The 20,630-nt window shown below is 38.4% G+C and carries 15 protein-coding genes and 1 pseudogene; 9 read left to right on the top strand and 7 right to left on the bottom strand.

Going from position 1 to position 20,630, the window contains the following annotated elements; all coding sequences use genetic code 11:
• Positions 1 to 23: 23 nt before the first annotated feature.
• Positions 24 to 212: pseudogene (locus F938_RS24995) on the bottom strand (hypothetical protein); the annotation flags it as partial.
• A 427-nt stretch (positions 213 to 639) separates the two neighbouring features.
• Positions 640 to 4,173 carry an AAA family ATPase gene (locus tag F938_RS08415; RefSeq protein ID WP_005030891.1) on the bottom strand — a complete coding sequence of 1,178 codons (3,534 nt, stop codon included), beginning with the start codon at positions 4,171 to 4,173 and terminating at the stop codon, positions 640 to 642.
• Positions 4,174 to 4,521: 348 nt separating this feature from the next.
• Here F938_RS08415 and F938_RS08410 point away from each other — a divergent pair, with 348 nt between their 5' ends.
• The 4 genes from F938_RS08410 to hxsA are packed head-to-tail and all read left to right on the top strand — an operon-like array spanning position 4,522 to position 8,096.
• Positions 4,522 to 4,794, top strand: a complete 273-nt coding sequence (locus F938_RS08410) for a hypothetical protein (RefSeq protein ID WP_005030890.1) — start codon at positions 4,522 to 4,524, stop codon at positions 4,792 to 4,794.
• A gap of 1 nt (position 4,795) precedes the next feature.
• Complete coding sequence (gene hxsB / locus F938_RS08405) at positions 4,796 to 6,217, top strand: His-Xaa-Ser system radical SAM maturase HxsB (RefSeq protein WP_005030889.1); 1,422 nt, start codon at positions 4,796 to 4,798, stop codon at positions 6,215 to 6,217.
• Between the two features lie 5 nt (positions 6,218 to 6,222).
• The gene (gene hxsC / locus F938_RS08400) at positions 6,223 to 7,407 is read left to right on the top strand and encodes a His-Xaa-Ser system radical SAM maturase HxsC (RefSeq protein WP_005030888.1); all 1,185 of its coding nucleotides are present in this window, start codon (positions 6,223 to 6,225) and stop codon (positions 7,405 to 7,407) included.
• Positions 7,408 to 7,457: 50 nt separating this feature from the next.
• Positions 7,458 to 8,096 carry a His-Xaa-Ser repeat protein HxsA gene (hxsA, locus tag F938_RS08395; RefSeq protein ID WP_005030887.1) on the top strand — a complete coding sequence of 213 codons (639 nt, stop codon included), beginning with the start codon at positions 7,458 to 7,460 and terminating at the stop codon, positions 8,094 to 8,096.
• A 191-nt stretch (positions 8,097 to 8,287) separates the two neighbouring features.
• On the opposite strand, the gene F938_RS08390 is transcribed toward hxsA, so the two are convergent.
• The 4 genes from F938_RS08390 to F938_RS08380 form a co-directional block, all read right to left on the bottom strand.
• Complete coding sequence (locus F938_RS08390; RefSeq protein WP_004827922.1) at positions 8,288 to 9,571, bottom strand: ribonucleotide-diphosphate reductase subunit beta; 1,284 nt, start codon at positions 9,569 to 9,571, stop codon at positions 8,288 to 8,290.
• A 140-nt stretch (positions 9,572 to 9,711) separates the two neighbouring features.
• On the bottom strand, positions 9,712 to 9,843 hold the full coding sequence (locus F938_RS23735; RefSeq protein WP_004827925.1) for a preprotein translocase subunit YajC: 132 nt from the start codon (positions 9,841 to 9,843) through the stop codon (positions 9,712 to 9,714).
• A 46-nt stretch (positions 9,844 to 9,889) separates the two neighbouring features.
• Entirely contained in the window at positions 9,890 to 10,090 is a 201-nt protein-coding gene (locus F938_RS08385; RefSeq protein ID WP_010590745.1) for a hypothetical protein, read from the bottom strand.
• A 101-nt stretch (positions 10,091 to 10,191) separates the two neighbouring features.
• Positions 10,192 to 13,065 (bottom strand): ribonucleoside-diphosphate reductase subunit alpha, encoded by a 2,874-nt coding sequence (locus F938_RS08380; protein ID WP_080740829.1) that lies wholly within the window; start codon positions 13,063 to 13,065, stop codon positions 10,192 to 10,194.
• A gap of 554 nt (positions 13,066 to 13,619) precedes the next feature.
• Here F938_RS08380 and bfmR point away from each other — a divergent pair.
• Positions 13,620 to 14,333 carry a response regulator transcription factor BfmR gene (gene bfmR / locus F938_RS08375; protein WP_004722855.1) on the top strand — a complete coding sequence of 238 codons (714 nt, stop codon included), beginning with the start codon at positions 13,620 to 13,622 and terminating at the stop codon, positions 14,331 to 14,333.
• Between the two features lie 64 nt (positions 14,334 to 14,397).
• Positions 14,398 to 16,026: a sensor histidine kinase BfmS gene (gene bfmS, locus F938_RS08370; protein ID WP_005030885.1), complete on the top strand. Its 1,629-nt coding sequence runs from the start codon at positions 14,398 to 14,400 to the stop codon at positions 16,024 to 16,026.
• A 116-nt stretch (positions 16,027 to 16,142) separates the two neighbouring features.
• On the opposite strand, the gene F938_RS08365 is transcribed toward bfmS, so the two are convergent.
• A complete protein-coding gene (locus tag F938_RS08365; protein ID WP_004827932.1) occupies positions 16,143 to 16,493 on the bottom strand; it encodes a hypothetical protein in 351 nt (116 codons plus the stop codon).
• A 1,024-nt stretch (positions 16,494 to 17,517) separates the two neighbouring features.
• On the opposite strand from F938_RS08365, the gene F938_RS08360 reads away from it, so the two are divergent.
• From F938_RS08360 to nuoC, 3 genes are all read left to right on the top strand, one after another.
• The gene (locus F938_RS08360) at positions 17,518 to 18,066 is read left to right on the top strand and encodes an NADH-quinone oxidoreductase subunit A (RefSeq protein WP_004827934.1); all 549 of its coding nucleotides are present in this window, start codon (positions 17,518 to 17,520) and stop codon (positions 18,064 to 18,066) included.
• Positions 18,067 to 18,073: 7 nt separating this feature from the next.
• On the top strand, positions 18,074 to 18,751 hold the full coding sequence (locus tag F938_RS08355; RefSeq protein WP_004827935.1) for a NuoB/complex I 20 kDa subunit family protein: 678 nt from the start codon (positions 18,074 to 18,076) through the stop codon (positions 18,749 to 18,751).
• 86 nt (positions 18,752 to 18,837) lie between these two features.
• A complete protein-coding gene (gene nuoC, locus F938_RS08350) occupies positions 18,838 to 20,625 on the top strand; it encodes an NADH-quinone oxidoreductase subunit C/D (protein ID WP_004827938.1) in 1,788 nt (595 codons plus the stop codon).
• The last annotated feature ends 5 nt before the right edge of the window (positions 20,626 to 20,630 follow it).

Here is a 20,630-nt window from a genome sequence, read left to right as displayed (position 1 = left end):
ACGATAGATTTGTGCAACAAAGCCGTTCTCTTGTCAAACCAAAGTACTAAATAAATACCTCTACCTTCGGCTCTCCAATCAGTGGTATATAATTTATCAAGTTGTTGGTCAACTCCTGTCCAAAGGTAGCGATGCCACTGACCTTTTATTTCAATTGGTAGACGGAGTTTACCTACAGAGCAAGTGATATCAACTTCTTTGTCATATGCTACCTGAATGGTTAATCTATTATATTTAACAGATTTCTAAGAGAAAATCTCTGAACCAGCGCTGTATAGAATCATGATGAGTGCGTTCATGCCATTAATTTCTTATAACCACCAACTTCAATAGGTGGTTTTTTGGCAATAATACCTGAATCTTTCTCTAATATGAGTCCACCCGTGCAAAGTGACCTTGATGGCATTTTAGTTCTTCATTCTAAATTTGCTGTGAGGTCTGATGATAAGAATAGATTTAATAAAATTGAAGCGTTTAAGATGGGGTATGAAACGGAATCCTATAAAACCAAAATATTATGAATTAAAAATAGAGCCTGATAGCTCTATTTTTAATTAAATTAATATACTCTTATTGAGCAGTCATACTGGACTTAACTATTCCAATTACAATTAATTACGTAGAGATTAGTATTAAAATCTAATCATCATCTTCTAACAGTATCTTTAGTTTAGCGGTAGATACGATAGATGCTGCATCAATTCCGCCATCTGGGCTATCTTCAGATGTTATTACTTGCTCCCAGTAACCATTATCTTTATACCACTGTATCTTTCTGTTCCATGCATCACGATAGGATGGCATTGTTAACATACCAAGATGTTCCCAGTAATAAGTATCTCCTTCAAAGCTGACTGTGAAATCTGGTAAGCGAAAGTCTAAATCGTTGCTCTTTGCATAGAGCGGTTCCTCATACCTTGGGTTTAAGCCAAGATCTAGAAGAATATTCGCAACAATAACCTCACTTTTTGATCGCATTGGTTCACCGTTTTTAGCCCTGTGAATTAGGTTTTCGGTGAATAATCTTTGAGATTCCTGTGGTCGCATCATTAGGTCGAAAATGAAAGAATTGCGGCGTTCTACATCAGAATTACCAGCTTGTCGGAGTCTCAGTAATGGTTGAATATCACCTTGGACTAATAGTACTAGATTTTTCCTAAATCGTGTTAAACCTGTATAAATCAATTCACGTGTTAAAGTATTTGCTGATTGAGGAATAATCAAATAAACCGTATCAAAATCACTACCTTGTGCCTTGTGGACTGTTAGTGCGTAGGCAAGTTCAATAAGGCCATTGACTTGTCCTCTGTAGTAGCGATAAGAGGTTTCTGTTTGGGTTGAGAAAATGACCTGTAAATAGTCCTTTTCTGTTTTCTCTACCAAGCCGATTTCACCATTTGCAATATAATTAAGACTGTTATCTCTGGGCCAGCCTTCTCGTTTTTCATTAAGAATCTGAATAACTTTATCTGACCAGATAATTTCAGAATCACCAAAAGGTTTTGAATATTTTTTCTGCCAAGGATTTCTGCAATTTGATAAAAGCCCACCTTTGAACTGAGCCTGTATTAACCTATTGAGTTCATCAGTTCCTAGAGAGTCGCGTCTAGTTGGTGAAAGAATTTGCCACTTTTCTACTGCATTCCACTGTTTGGAGTCAAATCCTAATGAATTGGAAAAAGACTTGTAATCCTTTATGTCAATTCCCAAATCTTGTTTAAAGCAACCTTGTATTTTTTGCATTAAATCATTTTCATCTTTCCAAAAATGAATTCGTACATCCCCTTGATTTTTACCTTGAGCGAGTAAGCTTAACAACTCGTCATCACTAGGATTATCACTATCTGCGCAATAGCTATTCGCCAATTCCAATCCTGTGCTGATGCTATCTTCATTGTCCGAAATTGTTCTCATGCAAGTATTTAATTTGGCAACGCACTGAGGTGCATTATTTTTCAGCCATTTAATTATGTCTGCAAATGGTCTTCCTGGACCGATTGGGGGCAATTGATTTGGGTCTCCAACCAAAATAAGCCTAGTTATTTGATCTTTCTCAAGTGCATCCAGTAAAGTAGCAAAAATATCTGATGAAATCATTGAGCATTCATCAATGACTACCGTTTTTGCAATATAGGGCTGTTTTTTACTTTCATGATTTAGAAAAAATAGTTCAGGATCATACCAGCCTTGCTTCAAAAGAAATTGATGAATTGTTTCTATTCTACGCCCAGTAGCTGAAGACATTCTAACTCGAGCTTTTCCTGTTGGAGCCAATAATAATAATGGCTGTTTCCCATCCAGTTTTTCCAACCCATCAATAAATACTTTCAAAACGGTAGTCTTTCCAGTTCCAGCACCACCAGTCAGAACACTCACTCGTTGAGTGTAGAGTATTTCTAGAGCGTTTAGTTTTTCAGAGATAGCTTGTCTTTCTCGTTCATTAGTAGGTTGTCCAATTTTGGGGCTTTTACATAAATATTTTTGCCATTGATCGTTATCCCAATTTACTTGATTTGTTCGTTTGACTCTGCGCTTTATAAGGGTTGCTATGCTTTTCTCTTTATCATGGAGTGTTTTTAGAGCAGCCCAGCCTTGGCTTTCATTAAAGCTGGTAGCAAGCACGAGATCGTAAAAATCTTTATCAAACTCAAGAAGCTCTGTATCAGGCTTACATTGTCTGTGCTCTGGGAACCGTTTTTTAATCCACACAAGCAGTTCACTCATTGATAGCAGGCTATCTCCATTCGCAGCGGCTTGCTTCAGTACATCTACTGCTATAGCTCTTACTCTTCTTGGATCATCTTGTAAAACTTCATCATTGGATGGAAATAAAGCAGCATATCCTTCTGGTCGCATGCCATGATCAATTGTATCTAAACAGATTGGGTCTGAATCCGATGTACCAATATCATGCTCACAGATTAAATAGGGATTGGATACCAGTTCATCATCGGTGTGCAATATCCTGCTGATGGTTCGTAGCTCTGGATTTGCAATTCGCTCAACTTGTTTTGCTGTTAATTCAAATCTTGCTAGTGTTTCTAGCAGTTTTCGTCGTGATGTCAGTTTCAGCCATCGAGCACGTGCGGCTATCAATCCACTTTTGTATGGGCTCTCCTCGGGTTCTCGATTATCTTCTAGAATTCCAACTAGATGTTGCCAGATATTAATGCCTTCTTTTATTAACGGGGCAAGTACAAAACGCTGATATGCAGCTCCTTGGGAGCATCCGAGGTACTGTAATACGCTACCTATTCCAGGAAAAGCACCTCGGCCAGTCCATAATTCTGTAAGGATTTCATTGAGCCACGCCAAATGTTTATCCCACTCGCCAGCGACTTTGTTTTCTAATTTCACCTGTTGAACTGATTGGATAAAGCGTTCTACAACACTTAATGCAACATCGTCGCTTACATGTTCCCCGACATATGAAAAGTCTTTTACAGCAGAATTTGGGACTGGACATAGAATTGTCGCAACATCAAAGCCCGCATCAAGATACTCTTGATAAGGTAAACGTACGCCTTGATTTGGAAAATCTTGAGTTATTGCCCTAGACCAAATAGGGTAGTCGTCAGTAAATCTATCTGTTTGTCCAAAGTAAACTTGCTGACCGATTTTGTTGATCCTACCTATACCAATAAGAATTCGTGAGTGTTCTTCGGATAGTGGATTAGATTGATTCAAATAGTAAAATACTAAAGATTTTTTGGGTTCTAGCTTGTTCCAAAAGTGGTTAAGCAGTTTTCGTTGACGATCAGGTTCATATACCCAGCCTACCTCTCTGCCATCATCATTTGGTTGTAGTTTGAATCTCTCCGACTCAACGATATCTCGCAAGTTTTCTTCCCTCATCCATCTATATGGTGAAGGACAGCAGGTAAAACTGCTTAGGTCTTCAGAGCCACTAGGTAAACGCCGGTGTTCAAGTGGATCATTGTGTGTGATCGTATAACCATATTCCCCATAAGCTCCCACGTCTCGGGAACATGGTGGTAATTTATCTAGATCGGAAAACAATACATTTGCATATTCTTCTTCAAAATCGAGTTTTCTTGATTCTCGAATATGTTGTTGTTGCACACAAGATACATTGCACGATGGTTTTTTGCAGATACGGCCATTCCAAGCTGAGTCATGCCAAGTTAACCGCACAGATAAATGGGTTGTCATTAATAAAATCCTATTTAATATTTTGGAGCTATAACACCGCTTTATAATTATTCGCTAGTTACTAATATATTGTGCAAGATTATAGAAGGATATTGAATATTAAGGTCTTAAAAATATTTAGTTTGGTAAGATCCAATCTCCAAAAATAGTCTATTCTCTGAATAGCCACTGATTTTGTAGACACTTTTAAGTGTGTTATGGACTGCTTTCAAAAAACGTAATTTGAGTATTTTTTGACTATAATATGCATTGCACAATAACGAAATGTTTTTATATGTTGCATCAAAATGCTTATACGTAAGCTACTATTAGAACATTAAATAAAAATTATCATTTTATGGAGTAAAAGTGAGTCAAAAATTAATACAATTTGGATTTGATATTCATACTGAGATGTCATTGAGTGAAATCATACAGGCATTGAGATTTTGTCCAACATCTTATGACGTGGAGCAATTAGACTCCCAACGTTTCTTTTTTAAAGTTGAGAATTCACAACAAAAAAGCCTCATTCTTAATTTCTTAGATGATTTTAAATTACGTCAAGCGTTGGATAAGCAAATTAGTCCACAACAAAAGTCTTTTGTTGATGCAATTATTTTAGCAAGTATAAGTAAGTAAAATGATTTTTAAAAATGTGGAACTAATGCCATTTAACTTTAAACGAATGGCAGATGATAACTATCTCATAACAAGCGTTACAGGCGATTTTGAGTTTATTTCTCAGGATAATTTAAAACAAATCATTGCTAAAGACGAATCATTAGATATGGATTTCTATCTCAAATTGAAATCCAAATTTTTTCTGATGAGCCAAAATGCTATTGGTTCAAAGAGAGCTCTAGCCTCAAGATTACATGCAAAGAAATCAACAATTTTAGAAGGAACTACGTTACATATTATTGTTGTGACGATTCAATGTATGCACTCATGTTCTTACTGCCAAGTCAGTCGCCAACAAACAGGAGATGAGTTCACTATTTCCAGAAAAAATTTACTTTTAGCCTGTGACACTATCTTTGAAAGTACATCAGATACTTTAACAGTTGAGTTTCAAGGGGGAGATCCTTTAATCAAATATGATTTAGTCAAACTTGCGATTGAGTACATTACTGAAAAAAACAAAGAGCACAATAGATCTATTCGTTTTGTAGTGACTACAACATTGCATCAATTAACCACTGAAATGTGTTTATTTTTTAAAGAACATCAAGTGGTATTGTCGACAAGTATTGATGGTCTTGCAGACTTACATAATAAAAATAGACCGATTGCTAATCGAGATGCTTATGAAAGAACTATGGAAGGCTTAGAGCTAGCACGTAAAGAATTAGGTCAAGACTCGGTTTCTGCATTAATGACGACTACACGCAAAAGCTTGGATTATCCTAATGAGATTGTAGATGCATATGTTCAATTAGGATTTAAGGATATTTTTATCCGTGGTTTGAGTGATTATGGATTTGCGAAGAAAAACTCAAAGCGACTTGCACCAACTCATACTGAGTTCTTAAATTTTTATGAGAAAGCATTGGAACGTGTTATCCATTGGAATGATCAAGGATATGAACTAATAGAAGTTCATTCAGCAATCTTATTAAATAAAATTCTTTCTCCATTTGATCAAGGCTATATTGACCTCCAAAGCCCATCAGGTGCGGGACTTGGCTGTATTGTTTATAACTATGATGGTTATATATACCCTAGTGACGAGTCTCGTATGTTAAAAGAATCAGGGGATACTTCTTTACGCTTAGGTAAAATTGGTGAACCTTTATTTCAATTGTTAAGCTCTGACCTACAAAGAAATATCATTACTTCGAGTTTGAATTTTAATGATCCGAGTTGCAGTCAATGTGCTTATCTACCATATTGCGGGCCTGATCCAATCAGTGCTTATAACGAATTTGGTACTATGACCCCACCAACCCACTTAACTAGTCACTGTAAGCGTTACATGGGTTTGTTTGATGTGATATTTAACAAATACCAAAATTCTGAAAAGTTTAGAAAGTTAGCAAATCAATGGGCCTTTAGTAAGTAGATAAAATGAGAAAAATAAAGCTAAACTCAGTCACAGAACATACCCCACAAATCTTTAGGGTGCTTAGTCTTGATAACTTGGATATAGAGTGGTTGCCTAATCAATCCATTCTAGTGCCAATTACTAATGTTCAGGAAATTGAAATATTTGGTCGATATATTCAGGCAGGGTTAGATAATCTATATTCAATTTATAGCTCAGACTTGCTTGAAAGGGTTGGTGCAAATAATCTCTTTATGCCACAACAACAAGTATTAAAATCAAATGATGTGGTTAATGTTGATCCATATAAAAAGAATCTAAATGTACTTTTGAGAGCAAGTGATACACATCACACTTTATTCTTAACTAACAGATGCAATAATTACTGCATCATGTGTTCTCAGCCACCAACTAAGCATGATGATTCATGGTTAGTACAACAAGCACTAGAAATCATTGATCATCTCAGCTATGAACCAATGAATATTGGCTTAACGGGTGGTGAGCCATTACTACTTGATGAACAATTAAGACTAATCATTGATACCATTCATAATAAATTTCCTTCAACTGAGATTGATGTATTAACGAACGGTCGCTTGTTTAGTAATCCTAAGATAGCGGAATCAGTGTTATCTAATCTTGAAACGAAAGTTAATTGGCTTGTCCCATTATATGGTCATGCAGATCTCTTACATGATTTTGTGGTGCAGCAACATTCGGCTTTTGAAGAAACATTAGAAGGTCTATATATCCTCCAGCATTACGTACAGCCGATACAATTAAGAATTGTTTTGGTTAAGCCTGTATTAGAGAACTTAATTGATCTTTGTGACTATATACGAACCAACCTTCCATTTGTAAAAGAGGTCGCTCTGATTGGATGTGAACCTATCGGTTTTGCACTTGCCAATAAGGAACTTAGCCAAGTTGATATTAAGGATTGGTGGGATCAATTAAATGCAGCGGTAGATTTATTGCTAAGTACTAAAACTCGATTAATTTTGATGAATATTCCACTATGCTGTTTACCTCAAAGCTTATGGCAATATGCAGAAAAAAGCATCTCTGATTGGAAAAATACATATGATAAAGTATGTGAAAGTTGTGATTTGAAAAAAAAATGCTGCGGCTTATTTACATGGTATCAAAATGGCTGGACGCCATCTATTCTAAATCCTATAAAACTAGTTGATAATCCTTGTTAATCACTTGCATAATGTGAATATTCAATAATAAATAAATTTATCAGGGGTAAATGTTGAGTAAATTTATAAAGTCATTGGCAGTTTTTGCTGCATCAGCTCCTGTTATTAATAACAAAGTAGGTGCTGCAATTAATACGAGTATAAACTCATATGAAAACTTAGAACCTGTATCTATACGACCACTAAATTACGAATATGAGAATATGTTTGCTGGCCATAGAAGTCATTCAAGCCATAGAAGTCATTCTAGTCATTACTCAGGATCAGGATATTCTGGTTACTCAAGTTCAAGAACTCCTGTATACTCTGTGCCAAATTACTCAAACTCTAGTTCAAGCATATCTTCAACACCAACAAGAAATAATTCAAATATAACTGTTAAAACATATCCGAATGTTCCGACTAGATCTAATACTCATGTTAATACCTATTATGGTAACAACTCTAATATAAGTAATATTTCAACAGATGCGGATCCCGTTTTAATGCAGGTAATGCAGATAAAGAGAGTACAAATGGCTCTTTTTCAATTAGGGTATTACACTGGTAAAATTGATGGTGATTTAGGTAAGAATACACGTAAGGCTATTGCTAATTATCAAGTTGATAAGAATTTAACAATTAATGGTCGAATGACGACTGAACTTTTAAATAGTTTAGGGATTTCTGCAGTTAATTATTATGAATAGGCTTACACTCATTTCCTATGACTATAAAGTTTCTACTTTTATTTATGTAATTGAACTCTAAAATTCTATTGAGTTATTTTTAAATTTAATTTTTTACCATCGATTTATAACAAACTTAATATTTAAAAAAATAGAGCCGAATAGCTCTATTTTTTTATTAGTGACAACATATGTGTGGCGTGACGTCTACCTTACCAGCTCAACGCACCACCAGTTTGATAATCAGTCACACGCGTTTCAAAGAAGTTCTTCTCTTTACGCAAGTCCATCATTTCAGACATCCACTGGAACGGGTTATTGACACCAGCAAACTGCTCAGGAAGACCAAGCTGTGCTAAACGACGGTTACAGATGAATTTCAAATATTCTTCCATCATCGCTGCATTCATACCCAATACACCACGTGGCATCGTGTCACGGGCATATTCGATTTCAAGCATGGTACCTTCAAGAATCATTTGAATGATTTCTTCTTGGAACTCAGCAGTCCATAAGTGTGGGTTTTCGATCTTGATTTGGTTAATCATGTCGATACCAAAGTTCAAGTGCATAGACTCATCACGCAAGATGTATTGGAATTGCTCAGCAACACCATTCATCTTGTTACGACGACCCATAGACAAGATTTGGCTGAAACCACAGTAAAAGAAGATTCCTTCAAGTACACAATAGAATGCAATCAAATTACGCAGTAAGATCTGATCGTTTTCAGGTGTACCCGTATGGAAAGTAGGATCACTCAAAGACTGTGTATACTTCAAGCCCCACGCTGCTTTACGAGCAACAGATGGAACTTCGCGGTACATGTTAAAGACTTCGCCTTCATCCATACCTAAAGATTCGATACAGTATTGGTAAGCATGGGTGTGAATCGCTTCTTCAAATGCTTGACGCAAAATATATTGACGGCATTCAGGGTTAGTAATATGACGGTAGATCGCCAAAACCAAGTTGTTTGCAACCAATGAATCTGCGGTTGAGAAGAAACCTAAAGAACGCATTACAATGGTACGCTCATCTTCAGTCAAACCATTTTCAGACTTCCACAGTGCGATGTCATGGTTCATGTTGACTTCTTGTGGCATCCAGTGGTTTGCACATCCGTCTAGGTATTTTTGCCAAGCCCACTCATATTTGAATGGAACAAGTTGGTTTAAGTCTGCGCGACAGTTGATCATGGCTTTATCATCAACTTGTACACGTTGTGCACCCATTTCAAGCTCTTCCAAGCCCGGTGCAACATCCAGCTTTTCTAAGGCGTGAGATGCTCTTGCCAATGAATCGGTTGGATTTGTTGATCTTGCTGTATAGGTTCCAGCGGATTGTGCAGCTGCCAAATTCTGCGATGATTGCTTTGCATCAGATACCACCTGCGAATCAGTCGTTTTTTTCGGTTCGACGGGCGCAGGCTGGTGAGCTTGTGCAGCTTGTTTCGGTTCATCATCTTCAAAATCGTCCCAACTTAGGATAGACATCGTTGTTCTCTCTTCGTTGTTAATATCTATGTTCGACATCTCACAAAAAAGATGTCACTACTATACGCTTATTCTGTGCAAGCAAAATTAAGTTTTGCCGATAGTTGTTTCGTTCTTGTTCGAAAGAACAGATACCCACACTACTTATTTTGATTACGCTTTTGCTGTTTGCGGATCGCAATAAATGCATAGACCGCAGGGATATAAAAAACCAAAAAGGCTAAGATCAGCACAATTATGCCTAACTCATAGTTATGACTTAAATGGAACATTTCTTAGCCCTGTTTAGTAGTAGAAACTAAAACTCATTAATGAATTTTAGTTTATGAAGTTTTGTGCCAAAAGAGTTAATACTCCAATGAAACTAACACTGCCATATATTTTGTAAGCAAGTGGAGATCTAAGCCCTTTTGTGAGTATTAAGCACATTACAGTAAATACCATAATAGCTTGAATTACACTCATTTCTCGATTGGAAGGTTTGTATTTCCAACCAAAGATATCTATTTCTTTTTTCATAATTATTCATTCTAAATAACTATGCCAACGTAGCCACGTTTGAAATTTTCAGAGAGGCTACTTAGCGTAGCCTATATTCTGAGTTAGATACCTTTAGTTAATTACTGACAAGCCTCACAATCAGGATTGTCAATTGAGCATGCTTGTGGCACTGGTGCTGCTTGAGAGAAACCTTCTTCTTCAGCAGGTGCTTCAGGTTTAGCTTCTGGTGCAACCGCTGCCACTGGAGCAGCCACAGTTGTCGGTTTAACTGCGTTTAAAGCACCTGTGTTAATGGTTGATTTTTCAGCAGATGTTGCACCCAATGCACGGAGGTAATAGGTTGTTTTAAGACCACGTAACCAAGCCATCTTATACGTGATGTCAAGTTTTTTACCATTTGCACCCGAGATATAGAGGTTCAATGATTGTGCTTGATCAATCCATTTTTGACGACGTGATGCAGCATCAACGATCCAACGTGTATCCACTTCAAACGCTGTTGCAAAAATTGCTTTTAATTCATCAGGAATACGAGCAATTTTTTGTACAGAACCTTCGAAATGTTTAAGGTCATTGACCATCACAGAGTCCCAAAGACCACGATCTTTTAACGCACGTACTAAGTACGGGTTGATCACTGTAAATTCACCTGAAAGGTTTGATTTTACATAAAGGTTTTGGAAAGTAGGTTCGATTGATTGAGAAACACCACAAATGTTAGAAATCGTTGCTGTAGGCGCAATCGCCATCACATTTGAGTTACGCATACCGTCTTTTTGAACTTTGGCACGTAAAGTGTCCCAGTCTAAACGTTGAGTACGGTCAACTTCGAACATACGTTCTGGACGAGATTTTGCAACGATCTCTAAAGAGTCGATTGGCAAGATACCTTGATCCCACAATGAACCTTTGAATGTTGAATAAACACCACGTTCAATCGCAAGGTCGCTAGAAGTTTGGATCGCATAGTAGCTGATCACTTCCATAGACTCATCAGCAAAGTCGACTGCTTCATCTGAACCATAACCCATACCCAATTCATATAAAGCATCTTGGAAGCCCATGATACCCATACCCACTGGACGGTGTTTAAGGTTTGAATTACGTGCTTGTTCAACTGCGTAGTAGTTGATGTCAATCACGTTATCGAGCATACGAACTGCTGTTTTTACAGTACGCGCCAATTTTTCACGGTCAAGTTTACCGCCTTGAACGTGCTGAACAAGGTTGATTGAACCTAAGTTACATACTGCGATTTCATCTTTATTGGTATTTAAAGTGATTTCTGTACATAAGTTAGATGAGTGAACTACGCCAACATGTTGTTGTGGTGAACGTAAGTTACATACGTCTTTGAATGTGATCCACGGGTGACCAGTTTCAAACAACATTGATAACATTTTACGCCATAAGTCTTTGGCACGGATTTTCTTATGAAGCATGTTGCTTTCTTTAGCGATGCCTTCATAGTAAGCATAGCGTTCAGCAAATGCAGCGCCAGTTAAGTCATGTAAATCAGGTGTTTCAGATGGCGTGAACAATGTCCACTCAGCATCTTCAATCACACGTTGCATAAACAAATCTGGAACCCAGTTCGCTGTGTTCATGTCGTGCGTACGACGACGGTCATCACCTGTATTTTTACGTAGCTCTAGGAATTCTTCAATATCCAAGTGCCAAGTTTCAAGGTATGCACAGACTGCACCTTTACGTTTACCACCTTGGTTAACGGCAACAGCGGTATCGTTAGCAACTTTAAGGAAAGGAACCACACCTTGAGATTTACCGTTTGTACCTTTGATATATGAGTTCAAAGCACGAACAGGTGTCCAGTCATTTCCTAAACCACCCGCCCATTTAGACAGGAGGGCATTGTCACGCATTGCGCCATAGATGTCGTAAAGATCATCTTGAATGGTGGTTAAGTAACAGCTTGATAATTGTGGACGTAAAGTACCTGAGTTAAACAGTGTTGGTGTAGACGCCATATAATCGAAGCTAGACAATAAGTCATAGAATTCGATTGCACGGTCTTCACGCTGTTCTTCATTTAGTGCAAGCCCCATAGAGACACGCATAAAGAACAATTGCGGAAGTTCAAAACGTACATCATTTGAATGGATGAAGTAGCGGTCAAACAAAGTTTGTAGACCTAAATAGGTAAATTGGTTTGAACGTTCTGGTTTGATCGCTGCTGCCAATTTAGCAAGGTCGAAGTTTAAAAGTTCTGGTGAAAGAAGTTCTAACTCGATCCCTTTTTTCAGGTAAGTTTCAAGCGCATCACCTTCTTCGGTATCTGTCGCTAAACCTAAGAATTTTAAACCTGTTGCAACTAAATCATCACGAAGTAAACGTGCAGTTACATAAGTGTAGTTTGGTTCTTGTTCAATACGGGTACGGGTCGCCATCATCATCGTCGTTGAGATGTCTGACTGTTTTACACCGTTATATAAGTTTTTAACTGTTTCATCGACAATGGCTTGAACATCAATACCTTCTAAGCCTTCACTCGCTTTTTCAATTGTGGCTTGAAGTTTGCCCAAATCTAGAGGCTGAAGCTGACCATTCGCATCTGTGATTTGTAAAGTTGGGTGATGATGAGCACCTGTTTGTTTACGTGCTTCAGAACGTTGTTCACGATAGATCACATAAGCACGTGCAACTTTTTGTTCACCGGTACGCATAAGTGCCAATTCAACTTGGTCTTGAATTTCTTCAATGTGAATTGTTCCGCCAGACGGTAAACGACGATTAAAAGTGTTCATAACCATTTCTGTTAATTGTGTAATACGGTCATGAATTCGGCTTGAGTCTGCGCTTTGCTGGCCCTCAACAGCCAAAAAAGCTTTACCAATTGCTACAGCGATTTTATCTGCATCAAAAGCGGCAACATCACCAGTGCGTTTAATCACTTGTAGTTGACCAGGGGTTGTAATGGCGTTCATTGTCAGCGTAGCTCCATTGTCATCATCATTGTTATGTTTATGGACCATTTGAACCGGACGAGTTGCAATTTTGTTCGTCACGATGTTTGAGGACTAAACACAATACTTAGTGGTTTAATTTAATTTAGAACACAAGATACGGTAATTTTAAGGTCAGATCAATATTGACATTTTAAGAATGTTTTATCTCTAATCAGTAAATTTTTATTTGTGTCTTTTTCCATTAAAGAACCATTTTTGTTATATGCCTTATTTGGCAAGGACATAGCATAACAAACACTGCCAAGAGTGCTTATAGATAACTATGTGGATAACTTAAAAAACGACGAACTGTTTAAACAGAATATGAACAATGAAATATTTTGTATAAAAAATAGTCTGCGTATTGATTGTGTTAGGAATATTGCTAAATACTGACAAGTGTTCTTGGAAAACTGTCTACAATTCAATAGTTAATAAAAATATAACAAATTGATACGCTCATGTATCAGTTTGGTGAATGAGGTCTTGTTTACATTGTAAACGTGTGTATATTGCAGAACATAGTGTCTTGAATCTGCGAGATTTGTAGCAGGGACCAAACCAAATATAGGGGCAAATAGATGAGCCAAGAAGAAAAGTTACCAAAGATTTTGATTGTTGAAGATGACGAGCGTCTTGCTCGCTTAACTCAAGAATATTTAATTCGTAATGGTCTTGAGGTTGGGGTAGAACCAGATGGTAATCGTGCAATTCGCCGAATTATTGCTGAGCAACCAGATCTTGTGGTCTTAGATGTCATGTTGCCAGGTGCAGACGGTTTAACCGTTTGTCGTGAAGTTCGTCCACATTATCATCAACCGATTTTGATGTTGACTGCACGTACTGAAGATATGGACCAAGTGCTTGGTTTGGAAATGGGTGCTGATGACTATGTTGCTAAACCTGTTCAACCGCGTGTACTGCTCGCACGTATCCGTGCATTGTTACGTCGTACAGACAAAGCGCCTGAAGATGAAGTGGCTCAACGAATTGAGTTTGATGATCTGGTGATTGACAATGGTGGTCGTTCAGTGACCTTAAATGGTGAGTTAGTTGATTTCACTAGCGCTGAATATGATTTGCTTTGGTTGTTGGCGTCCAATGCAGGGCGTATTCTCTCCCGTGAAGACATCTTCGAGCGTTTACGTGGTATCGAGTACGATGGTCAAGACCGTTCAATCGACGTTCGTATTTCTCGTATTCGTCCAAAAATCGGTGATGATCCAGAAAATCCAAAACGTATTAAAACTGTACGTAGTAAAGGTTATCTATTTGTTAAAGAGACTGGTCTATAAACGATGGGTCAATCATCTAAAATGCTTGCCTATACAACGGCAAGCATAACGAAGGTGAGTTTGCGTGTCTAAACACAGTATATTCCTGCGTATTTATGCTGGACTGGTTATTCTTGTGGTGTTGGTGGCATTGTTTGGATACTTGCTTGTTCAAATAATTAACTACCAACGTGCGCAGGAATATCGCGAATCTTTAACAGATGGTATTTCATTTGTGATTAGCGAAGGTGTGGCACGTCAACAAACCGAGCAACAACGTCTTGATTGGATTTCGGACGCTTCTGATTTATTGGAATTGCCTATTTATTATCTGGATGCACAAAAAGTTGATTTATCACGTACGGAAGAAAAACGTATTGAAAGTCAAAAAGCAGTTGTGCGTTATGATGCTGAACAGGGGATTGCTTATTTGGTGTTGGGTATCCGCAATGATCCTAAACACTATCTTTATATCAAAGTAGATCAAATTGGCGAACGCCAAATGAAGGCATTGCCTGTCTTTATTTTGGATTATCTGGTTTATTATCCGGGTCAAGAACAAGAATATCTTAAAAAAATTCAACAGCACTTTTCTTACCATGTTGGTGTAGAAAAAATATCTCAGCTCAATCTTGATTCTGAGCAAATTGGTCGTTTAAGGTCAGATCAAAGTGTTATTTTGTGGCGGGTCAGCGCAACAGTCCGTGGCACAACTATTTCCATCGTTTCTCCGTTGCCAAACTCACCAACCGATGTACTCGTACTCGGACCTGTTCCAATGTTTAATTGGATGCCAGTCAAACTTGCTGCGGGAATTACCTTGTTGAGTATGTTCTTGCTTTGCTTGGGTGTATACGGTTTGATCGTGCCAATGCAACGTAAGCTGAAACAGGTCAATCAAGCTTTGGATGTGATGAAAACAGGTGATATGTCACAACGTGTACCGGTTGAGGGTTATGATGAGATGGCGAGTCTTGCCAGTAGTTATAACAGCATGTCCGATCATATTCAGCGTTTGATTGAAGCTCAACGAGAATTGATGCGTGCAGTGTCGCATGAGTTGCGGACGCCTGTGGCACGGATCCGTTTTGGTATGGAAATGTTGGCTGATGAAGAAGATCATGACTATCGTTTGCAACAGGTTGAAATGATCGACAAAGATATCGAGGCGTTGAATACTTTGATCGATGAGATTATGACCTATGCCAAGTTGGAGCAGGGTACGCCTTCTTTAGACTTTGAAAAAATTGCATTGATTGATGTTTTACAACAGGTTGCGACAGAAACTGAGGCTTTAAAAACTCAGAAAATAATTCATCTCAATCCACTTTCGTCTGACGTGGTGGTTGATGCGGAACGTCGTTATTTACATCGTGTGGTGCAAAACCTTGTTGGTAATGCGGTACGTTATTGTGATCATCAAGTTAGCCTAAGTGGTGGTGTCAATCATCAAACCAAGATGGCATATGTGTGTGTCGAAGATGATGGTCCGGGGATTCCCGAAGAAGTCCGTAAACGTGTATTTGAAGCATTTGCCCGTTTGGACGACAGCCGAACCCGCGCTTCTGGTGGTTATGGTTTGGGATTGTCGATCGTGAGTCGTATTGCTTATTGGTTTGGTGGCACGATTGAGGTTGATCAAAGCCCAGAACTTGGTGGGGCAAGATTCACCATGTCTTGGCCTGTTGAGCGGTTTAAGAAAAAGAAAGTGTAAGCAAGTAAAGTGAAAGCTTAGTGTTGTGGTTAAAAAGCTAAGCATAAAAAAACACCGAAATATTTCGGTGTTTTTTTATTTAAGCACTCAACAGGCTTATTTTTAAGCCTTGGAACTTATTCTTGAAGCGTCGCATCAGGTGCAATAATCGGTTTACTTTCTCTTAATGCTTGTAAAGCGTCTGCATTAAAGTCAATCAATAAGCTATTTTGTTCTGCATCAATTTTATAGCCACTGATAATTTTTTGATCACCTTGAATGGTGTCAATTCGATATTCATCTGCAATGTTTAAGATCCCTTCCAGATTTGTTGTGGTTGCAGCAAGATCTTGACGGAAAATTTCGTAAACATCACGAAGATCAAAAATCGCATTTTGTGCATCAGGATGCTTTTTGACATAGTTTTCAATATGACGAATCAGTAATTGTGCAAATAAAAAATAGTTTGGTTTGCTACTAAATTCCATGTTTTAGCCCCTAAATTATTGATTTAAAGTGAATGATATTTAGCATACACAGGAAAAATTGTTAAATGTGTATAGGCTGTGTAGATAATTCGTCTATGTTTGCGACAAGTTACCAGGATTGATTCAATGTAAATCGAAAGATCAATTGTTTTTTGTGGGGGAGCAAGCATTGGCAGATCTATAGTGCTTTGTCATTGAGTCAATGTTTAAAGCAGTACAACAAGATGATGTAAAGCATCAATGAAATGTAAAGCGTTAATGAAATGGGAAGCGCAAAATAAAATAAGCGGTGGAGGGGAGGGGTATAGCAAATACAGATCTTGATATACGAGAGTTTATACATAGGATAAAACATGACTAAAGGCTGTAACTTCATATTTGTTTAAAAAATGAGGTTGGATCAGTTCTGATAAAATGAAATATTGATATTGTAAGGTAGGTCAAAAGTAGGCGTATTGGATTTTAGAGAAGCTAAATAAAAAATCTATTTTAAGCTAAGTGTGCTTTTTTGATAATGGGTTTATCAAGATGAGAATGTTGATTTGATTAAATGACATTATTTATCATATTGAGATAATTTTTATAAAAAATGTGGACTGATTGGATATGACTTTTTTACATAGAATGTAACAAAATATTTTGTGTCTAATTTCGCTAAAAGAAAGCAGATTTGTTGTTGAATAAACACAAATAGTTGCACAAAAGTGATGTCTGAAAAATTTTAATGATAATTAAGCTACTGATTTGTCATTTTTAATTCATCTCTTTAAAATATACTTCGGAAAAATTAATAAAAAATAGGAATGGAATTTGATAAAGCGATAATTGAACGTAGTATTGCGTCGAATCATGAAAAATTATGTGTTTTGTCTAAAAAATCATCCGAAAGACTTAGAGCTATTAACTAGCAACAGATGACATCAATCGGGTACAATTGACCAGATTTATTTTGTGTTTGGTGTATTTGCAAGGCCAATACATACATTCTTTGTTAAATAATAGGCCTGCCAGGAGTTATCCCCGCATGAGTGCCATTACTCCATACGATTGGGCAATCATTGCCTTCGTGATCGGCGTGACATTTTTATGTGTCTTTATGCTCACCGTTCCTTTGCTCCTTGGGGGTAAATCATGGGGACGTGCGAAGCAAGAGCAATTTGAATCAGGTGTGGTTAGTGCTGGTGGAGCACGTATCCGCTTGTCTGCAAAGTTCTACCTCGTCGCAATCTTCTTTGTTGTATTTGATTTGGAAGCCCTCTATTTATACGCGTGGGCGACATCTGTACGTGAAGTAGGTTGGTTCGGGTTTTCAGCTGCGGCTGTATTTATTTTAGTTTTACTCGTTGGTTTAATTTATGAATTATCAACAGGTGCCTTAAACTGGTCGCCTTCGGATAAACGTAAAATAGCAGGGATTAAACCTAAAATTGGTTCACCGAATATGGACCTTGCAGAAATTACTCGCTTCAATTCAATTGAAGAGTTGGTGACAGATCCTACAGGAACGATTCCAGCTCAATCTTCTGGTCGTGTGAAAGATAAGACATCGACCATGTCTCTGAACAAGGAGTAACTCGGGAATGAAATATACCTTAACCCGTGCGAATCCAGAAGCTGAACAATATCCGCTTCAAGATCGTCAGATTGTGACAGATCCACTTGAAGAAGAAGTGAATAAAAATGTATTCATGACTCGTTTAGAGGACGTGTTGCATACAGCTGTGAACTGGGGCCGTAAAAACTCATTATGGCCTTTTAACTTTGGTACTTCGTGCTGTTACGTAGAGTATGCAACAACCTTAACAGGTGTGCATGATTTATCACGTTTTGGTGCTGAGGTTATTCGTGCTTCACCGCGTCAGGCTGACTTAATGATTGTAGCAGGGACTTGCTTTGTCAAAATGGCACCTGTTATTCAACGTTTGTACGAACAAATGCTTGAGCCTAAATGGGTGATTTCAATGGGCGCTTGTGCAAACTCTGGTGGTATGTACGACATTTATTCTGTTGTGCAAGGCGTAGATAAAATTATTCCTGTTGACGTGTACGTTCCAGGTTGTCCGCCACGTCCAGAAGCATTAATCCAAGCATTAATGTTATTGCAAGACCAAATTCAATTAGAACGTCGTCCGCTGTCTGCGGTAATTGGTGATGATCTTCAGCCAGTATATAAGCCAAAGATGATGCCAGAACGCGACCGTAAGAACGCTGAACGTATTGCAGTGAAAAACTTACGCTCTATGGATGAGATTGAGTAATTTTTTCTGATGAATGTTTGACATACCTGAAGGGTATGATCATCAGAAAATTTCACAGAATTTGTATTAAATAGGAAGCCAAGCCAATGGCTGAAACTGAAATTGCTATGCCAGAATCAACTCCAGTTGATTCCCGCCCAGCATTTGCGATTGTAGAAGATCTCAAAGCCAAATTTGGTGAGAACTTTTACGTGCAACCGACGTTTGAAGATTTTCCAACGGTCTGGGTTGAGCGCGCACGTGTACAAGAAGTTTTAATGTACCTGCGTACAGTGCCACGTCCTTATGTGATGCTGTTTGACTTATCTGCGGTAGATGAGCGTTTGCGTACTCACCGTGATGGTTTACCTGCATCAGACTTCACTGTGTTCTATCACTTGCTTTCATTGGAACGCAATAGTGATATTCGTATTAAAGTGGCGTTGAATGAGAATGATATTAACATTCCAACAGCAACCAACATTTGGCCGAATGCTAACTGGTACGAGCGTGAAGCATACGATATGTTTGGGATCAATTTCGAAGGGCATCCGATGCTCCGTCGTATTTTGTTGCCAACGTATTGGGAAGGTCATCCGTTACGTAAAGAATATTCTGCACGTGCGACGGAATATACGCCGTATATGCAAGACAAAGCCAAACAAGATTTCGAGCAAGAACATCTTCGTTTTGTTCCAGAAGATTGGGGGCTAAAACGCGGTAACGCAGATGAAGACTTCATGTTCTTGAACTTGGGTCCAAACCATCCATCTGCTCATGGTGCATTCCGTGTTATTTTGCAGTTAGACGGTGAAGAAGTAAAAGACTGTGTGCCTGATATCGGTTATCACCACCGTGGTGTGGAAAAGATGGCTGAACGTCAAACTTGGCATTCATTCATTCCTTATACTGACCGTGTAGATTACCTGGGTGGTTGTGCGCAAAACATGCCTTATGTGATGGGTGTGGAGCAAATGGCAGGGATCACTGTTCCTGACCGTGCGCAATGTATTCGTGTCATGATGTCTGAATTATTCCGTATCAATAACCACTTGTTGTATATCGGTACTGCGATTCAGGATGCGGGTGGTATGACACCTGTATTCTATATGTTCGCGGACCGTCAAAAAATCTATGACGCAATTGAAGCGATCACAGGTTTCCGTATGCATCCAGCTTGGTTCCGTATTGGTGGTACAGCACATGATCTTCCAAACAACTGGCAGAAACTGATTCGCGAAATTCTCGAATGGATGCCAAAACGTTTGAAGGAATATCATACTGCGGCGCTTAAAAACTCTGTCTTTGTTGGTCGTACCCGCAATGTTGCGCAATACGATGCAAAATCGGCATTGGCATGGGGTGTAACAGGTACTGGTTTACGTGCAACAGGTATTGACTTTGATGTGCGTAAATATCGTCCTTATAGTGGCTATGAAAATTACGATTTTGAAGTGCCATTGGAGTACGAAGGCGATGCTTATGCACGTGTGATGGTTCACTATCGTGAAATTGAAGAGTCATTGAAAATCATCAAACAGTGTTTGGATAATATGCCTTCGGGTCCTTATAAAGCGGATCATCCATTGGCAGTTCCACCACCAAAAGATAAGACTTTACAAGATATTGAAACTTTGATTACGCACTTCTTGAGCGTGTCATGGGGTCCTGTAATGCCAGCTGGTGAAGCGTCTGTAATGGCAGAAGTGGTAAAAGGTGCGTCTAACTATTACTTGACTTCTGATAAGTCAACGATGAGCTATCGTACCCGTATTCGTACACCAACTTTCACCCACTTGCAGCAAATTCCTTCCGTGATTAACGGCAGTCTTGTATCTGACTTGATCATTTATTTAGCGACAATTGACGTCGTTATGGCTGACGTGGATCGCTAAGGGGT

The organism is Acinetobacter bereziniae LMG 1003 = CIP 70.12 (assembly GCF_000368925.1).
GTDB lineage: Bacteria > Pseudomonadota > Gammaproteobacteria > Pseudomonadales > Moraxellaceae > Acinetobacter > Acinetobacter bereziniae.
Note: the sequence above shows the minus strand (reverse complement) of the source record. Positions and strands in the feature narration are given on the sequence as shown.

Excerpts from the sequence above, each read along its gene's own strand:
- F938_RS23735 (WP_004827925.1), bottom strand. The coding sequence starts at position 9,843 with ATGTTCCATTTAAGTCATAACTATGAGTTAGGCATAATTGTGCTGATC.
- F938_RS08390 (WP_004827922.1), bottom strand. The coding sequence starts at position 9,571 with ATGTCTATCCTAAGTTGGGACGATTTTGAAGATGATGAACCGAAACAA.
- F938_RS08365 (WP_004827932.1), bottom strand. The coding sequence starts at position 16,493 with ATGGAATTTAGTAGCAAACCAAACTATTTTTTATTTGCACAATTACTG.
- hxsC (WP_005030888.1), top strand. The coding sequence starts at position 6,223 with ATGAGAAAAATAAAGCTAAACTCAGTCACAGAACATACCCCACAAATC.
- F938_RS08360 (WP_004827934.1), top strand. The coding sequence starts at position 17,518 with ATGAGTGCCATTACTCCATACGATTGGGCAATCATTGCCTTCGTGATC.
- F938_RS08355 (WP_004827935.1), top strand. The coding sequence starts at position 18,074 with ATGAAATATACCTTAACCCGTGCGAATCCAGAAGCTGAACAATATCCG.
- hxsA (WP_005030887.1), top strand. The coding sequence starts at position 7,458 with ATGTTGAGTAAATTTATAAAGTCATTGGCAGTTTTTGCTGCATCAGCT.
- nuoC (WP_004827938.1), top strand. The coding sequence starts at position 18,838 with ATGGCTGAAACTGAAATTGCTATGCCAGAATCAACTCCAGTTGATTCC.
- F938_RS08385 (WP_010590745.1), bottom strand. The coding sequence starts at position 10,090 with ATGAAAAAAGAAATAGATATCTTTGGTTGGAAATACAAACCTTCCAAT.
- hxsB (WP_005030889.1), top strand. The coding sequence starts at position 4,796 with ATGATTTTTAAAAATGTGGAACTAATGCCATTTAACTTTAAACGAATG.
- bfmR (WP_004722855.1), top strand. The coding sequence starts at position 13,620 with ATGAGCCAAGAAGAAAAGTTACCAAAGATTTTGATTGTTGAAGATGAC.
- F938_RS08380 (WP_080740829.1), bottom strand. The coding sequence starts at position 13,065 with ATGGTCCATAAACATAACAATGATGATGACAATGGAGCTACGCTGACA.
- F938_RS08415 (WP_005030891.1), bottom strand. The coding sequence starts at position 4,173 with ATGACAACCCATTTATCTGTGCGGTTAACTTGGCATGACTCAGCTTGG.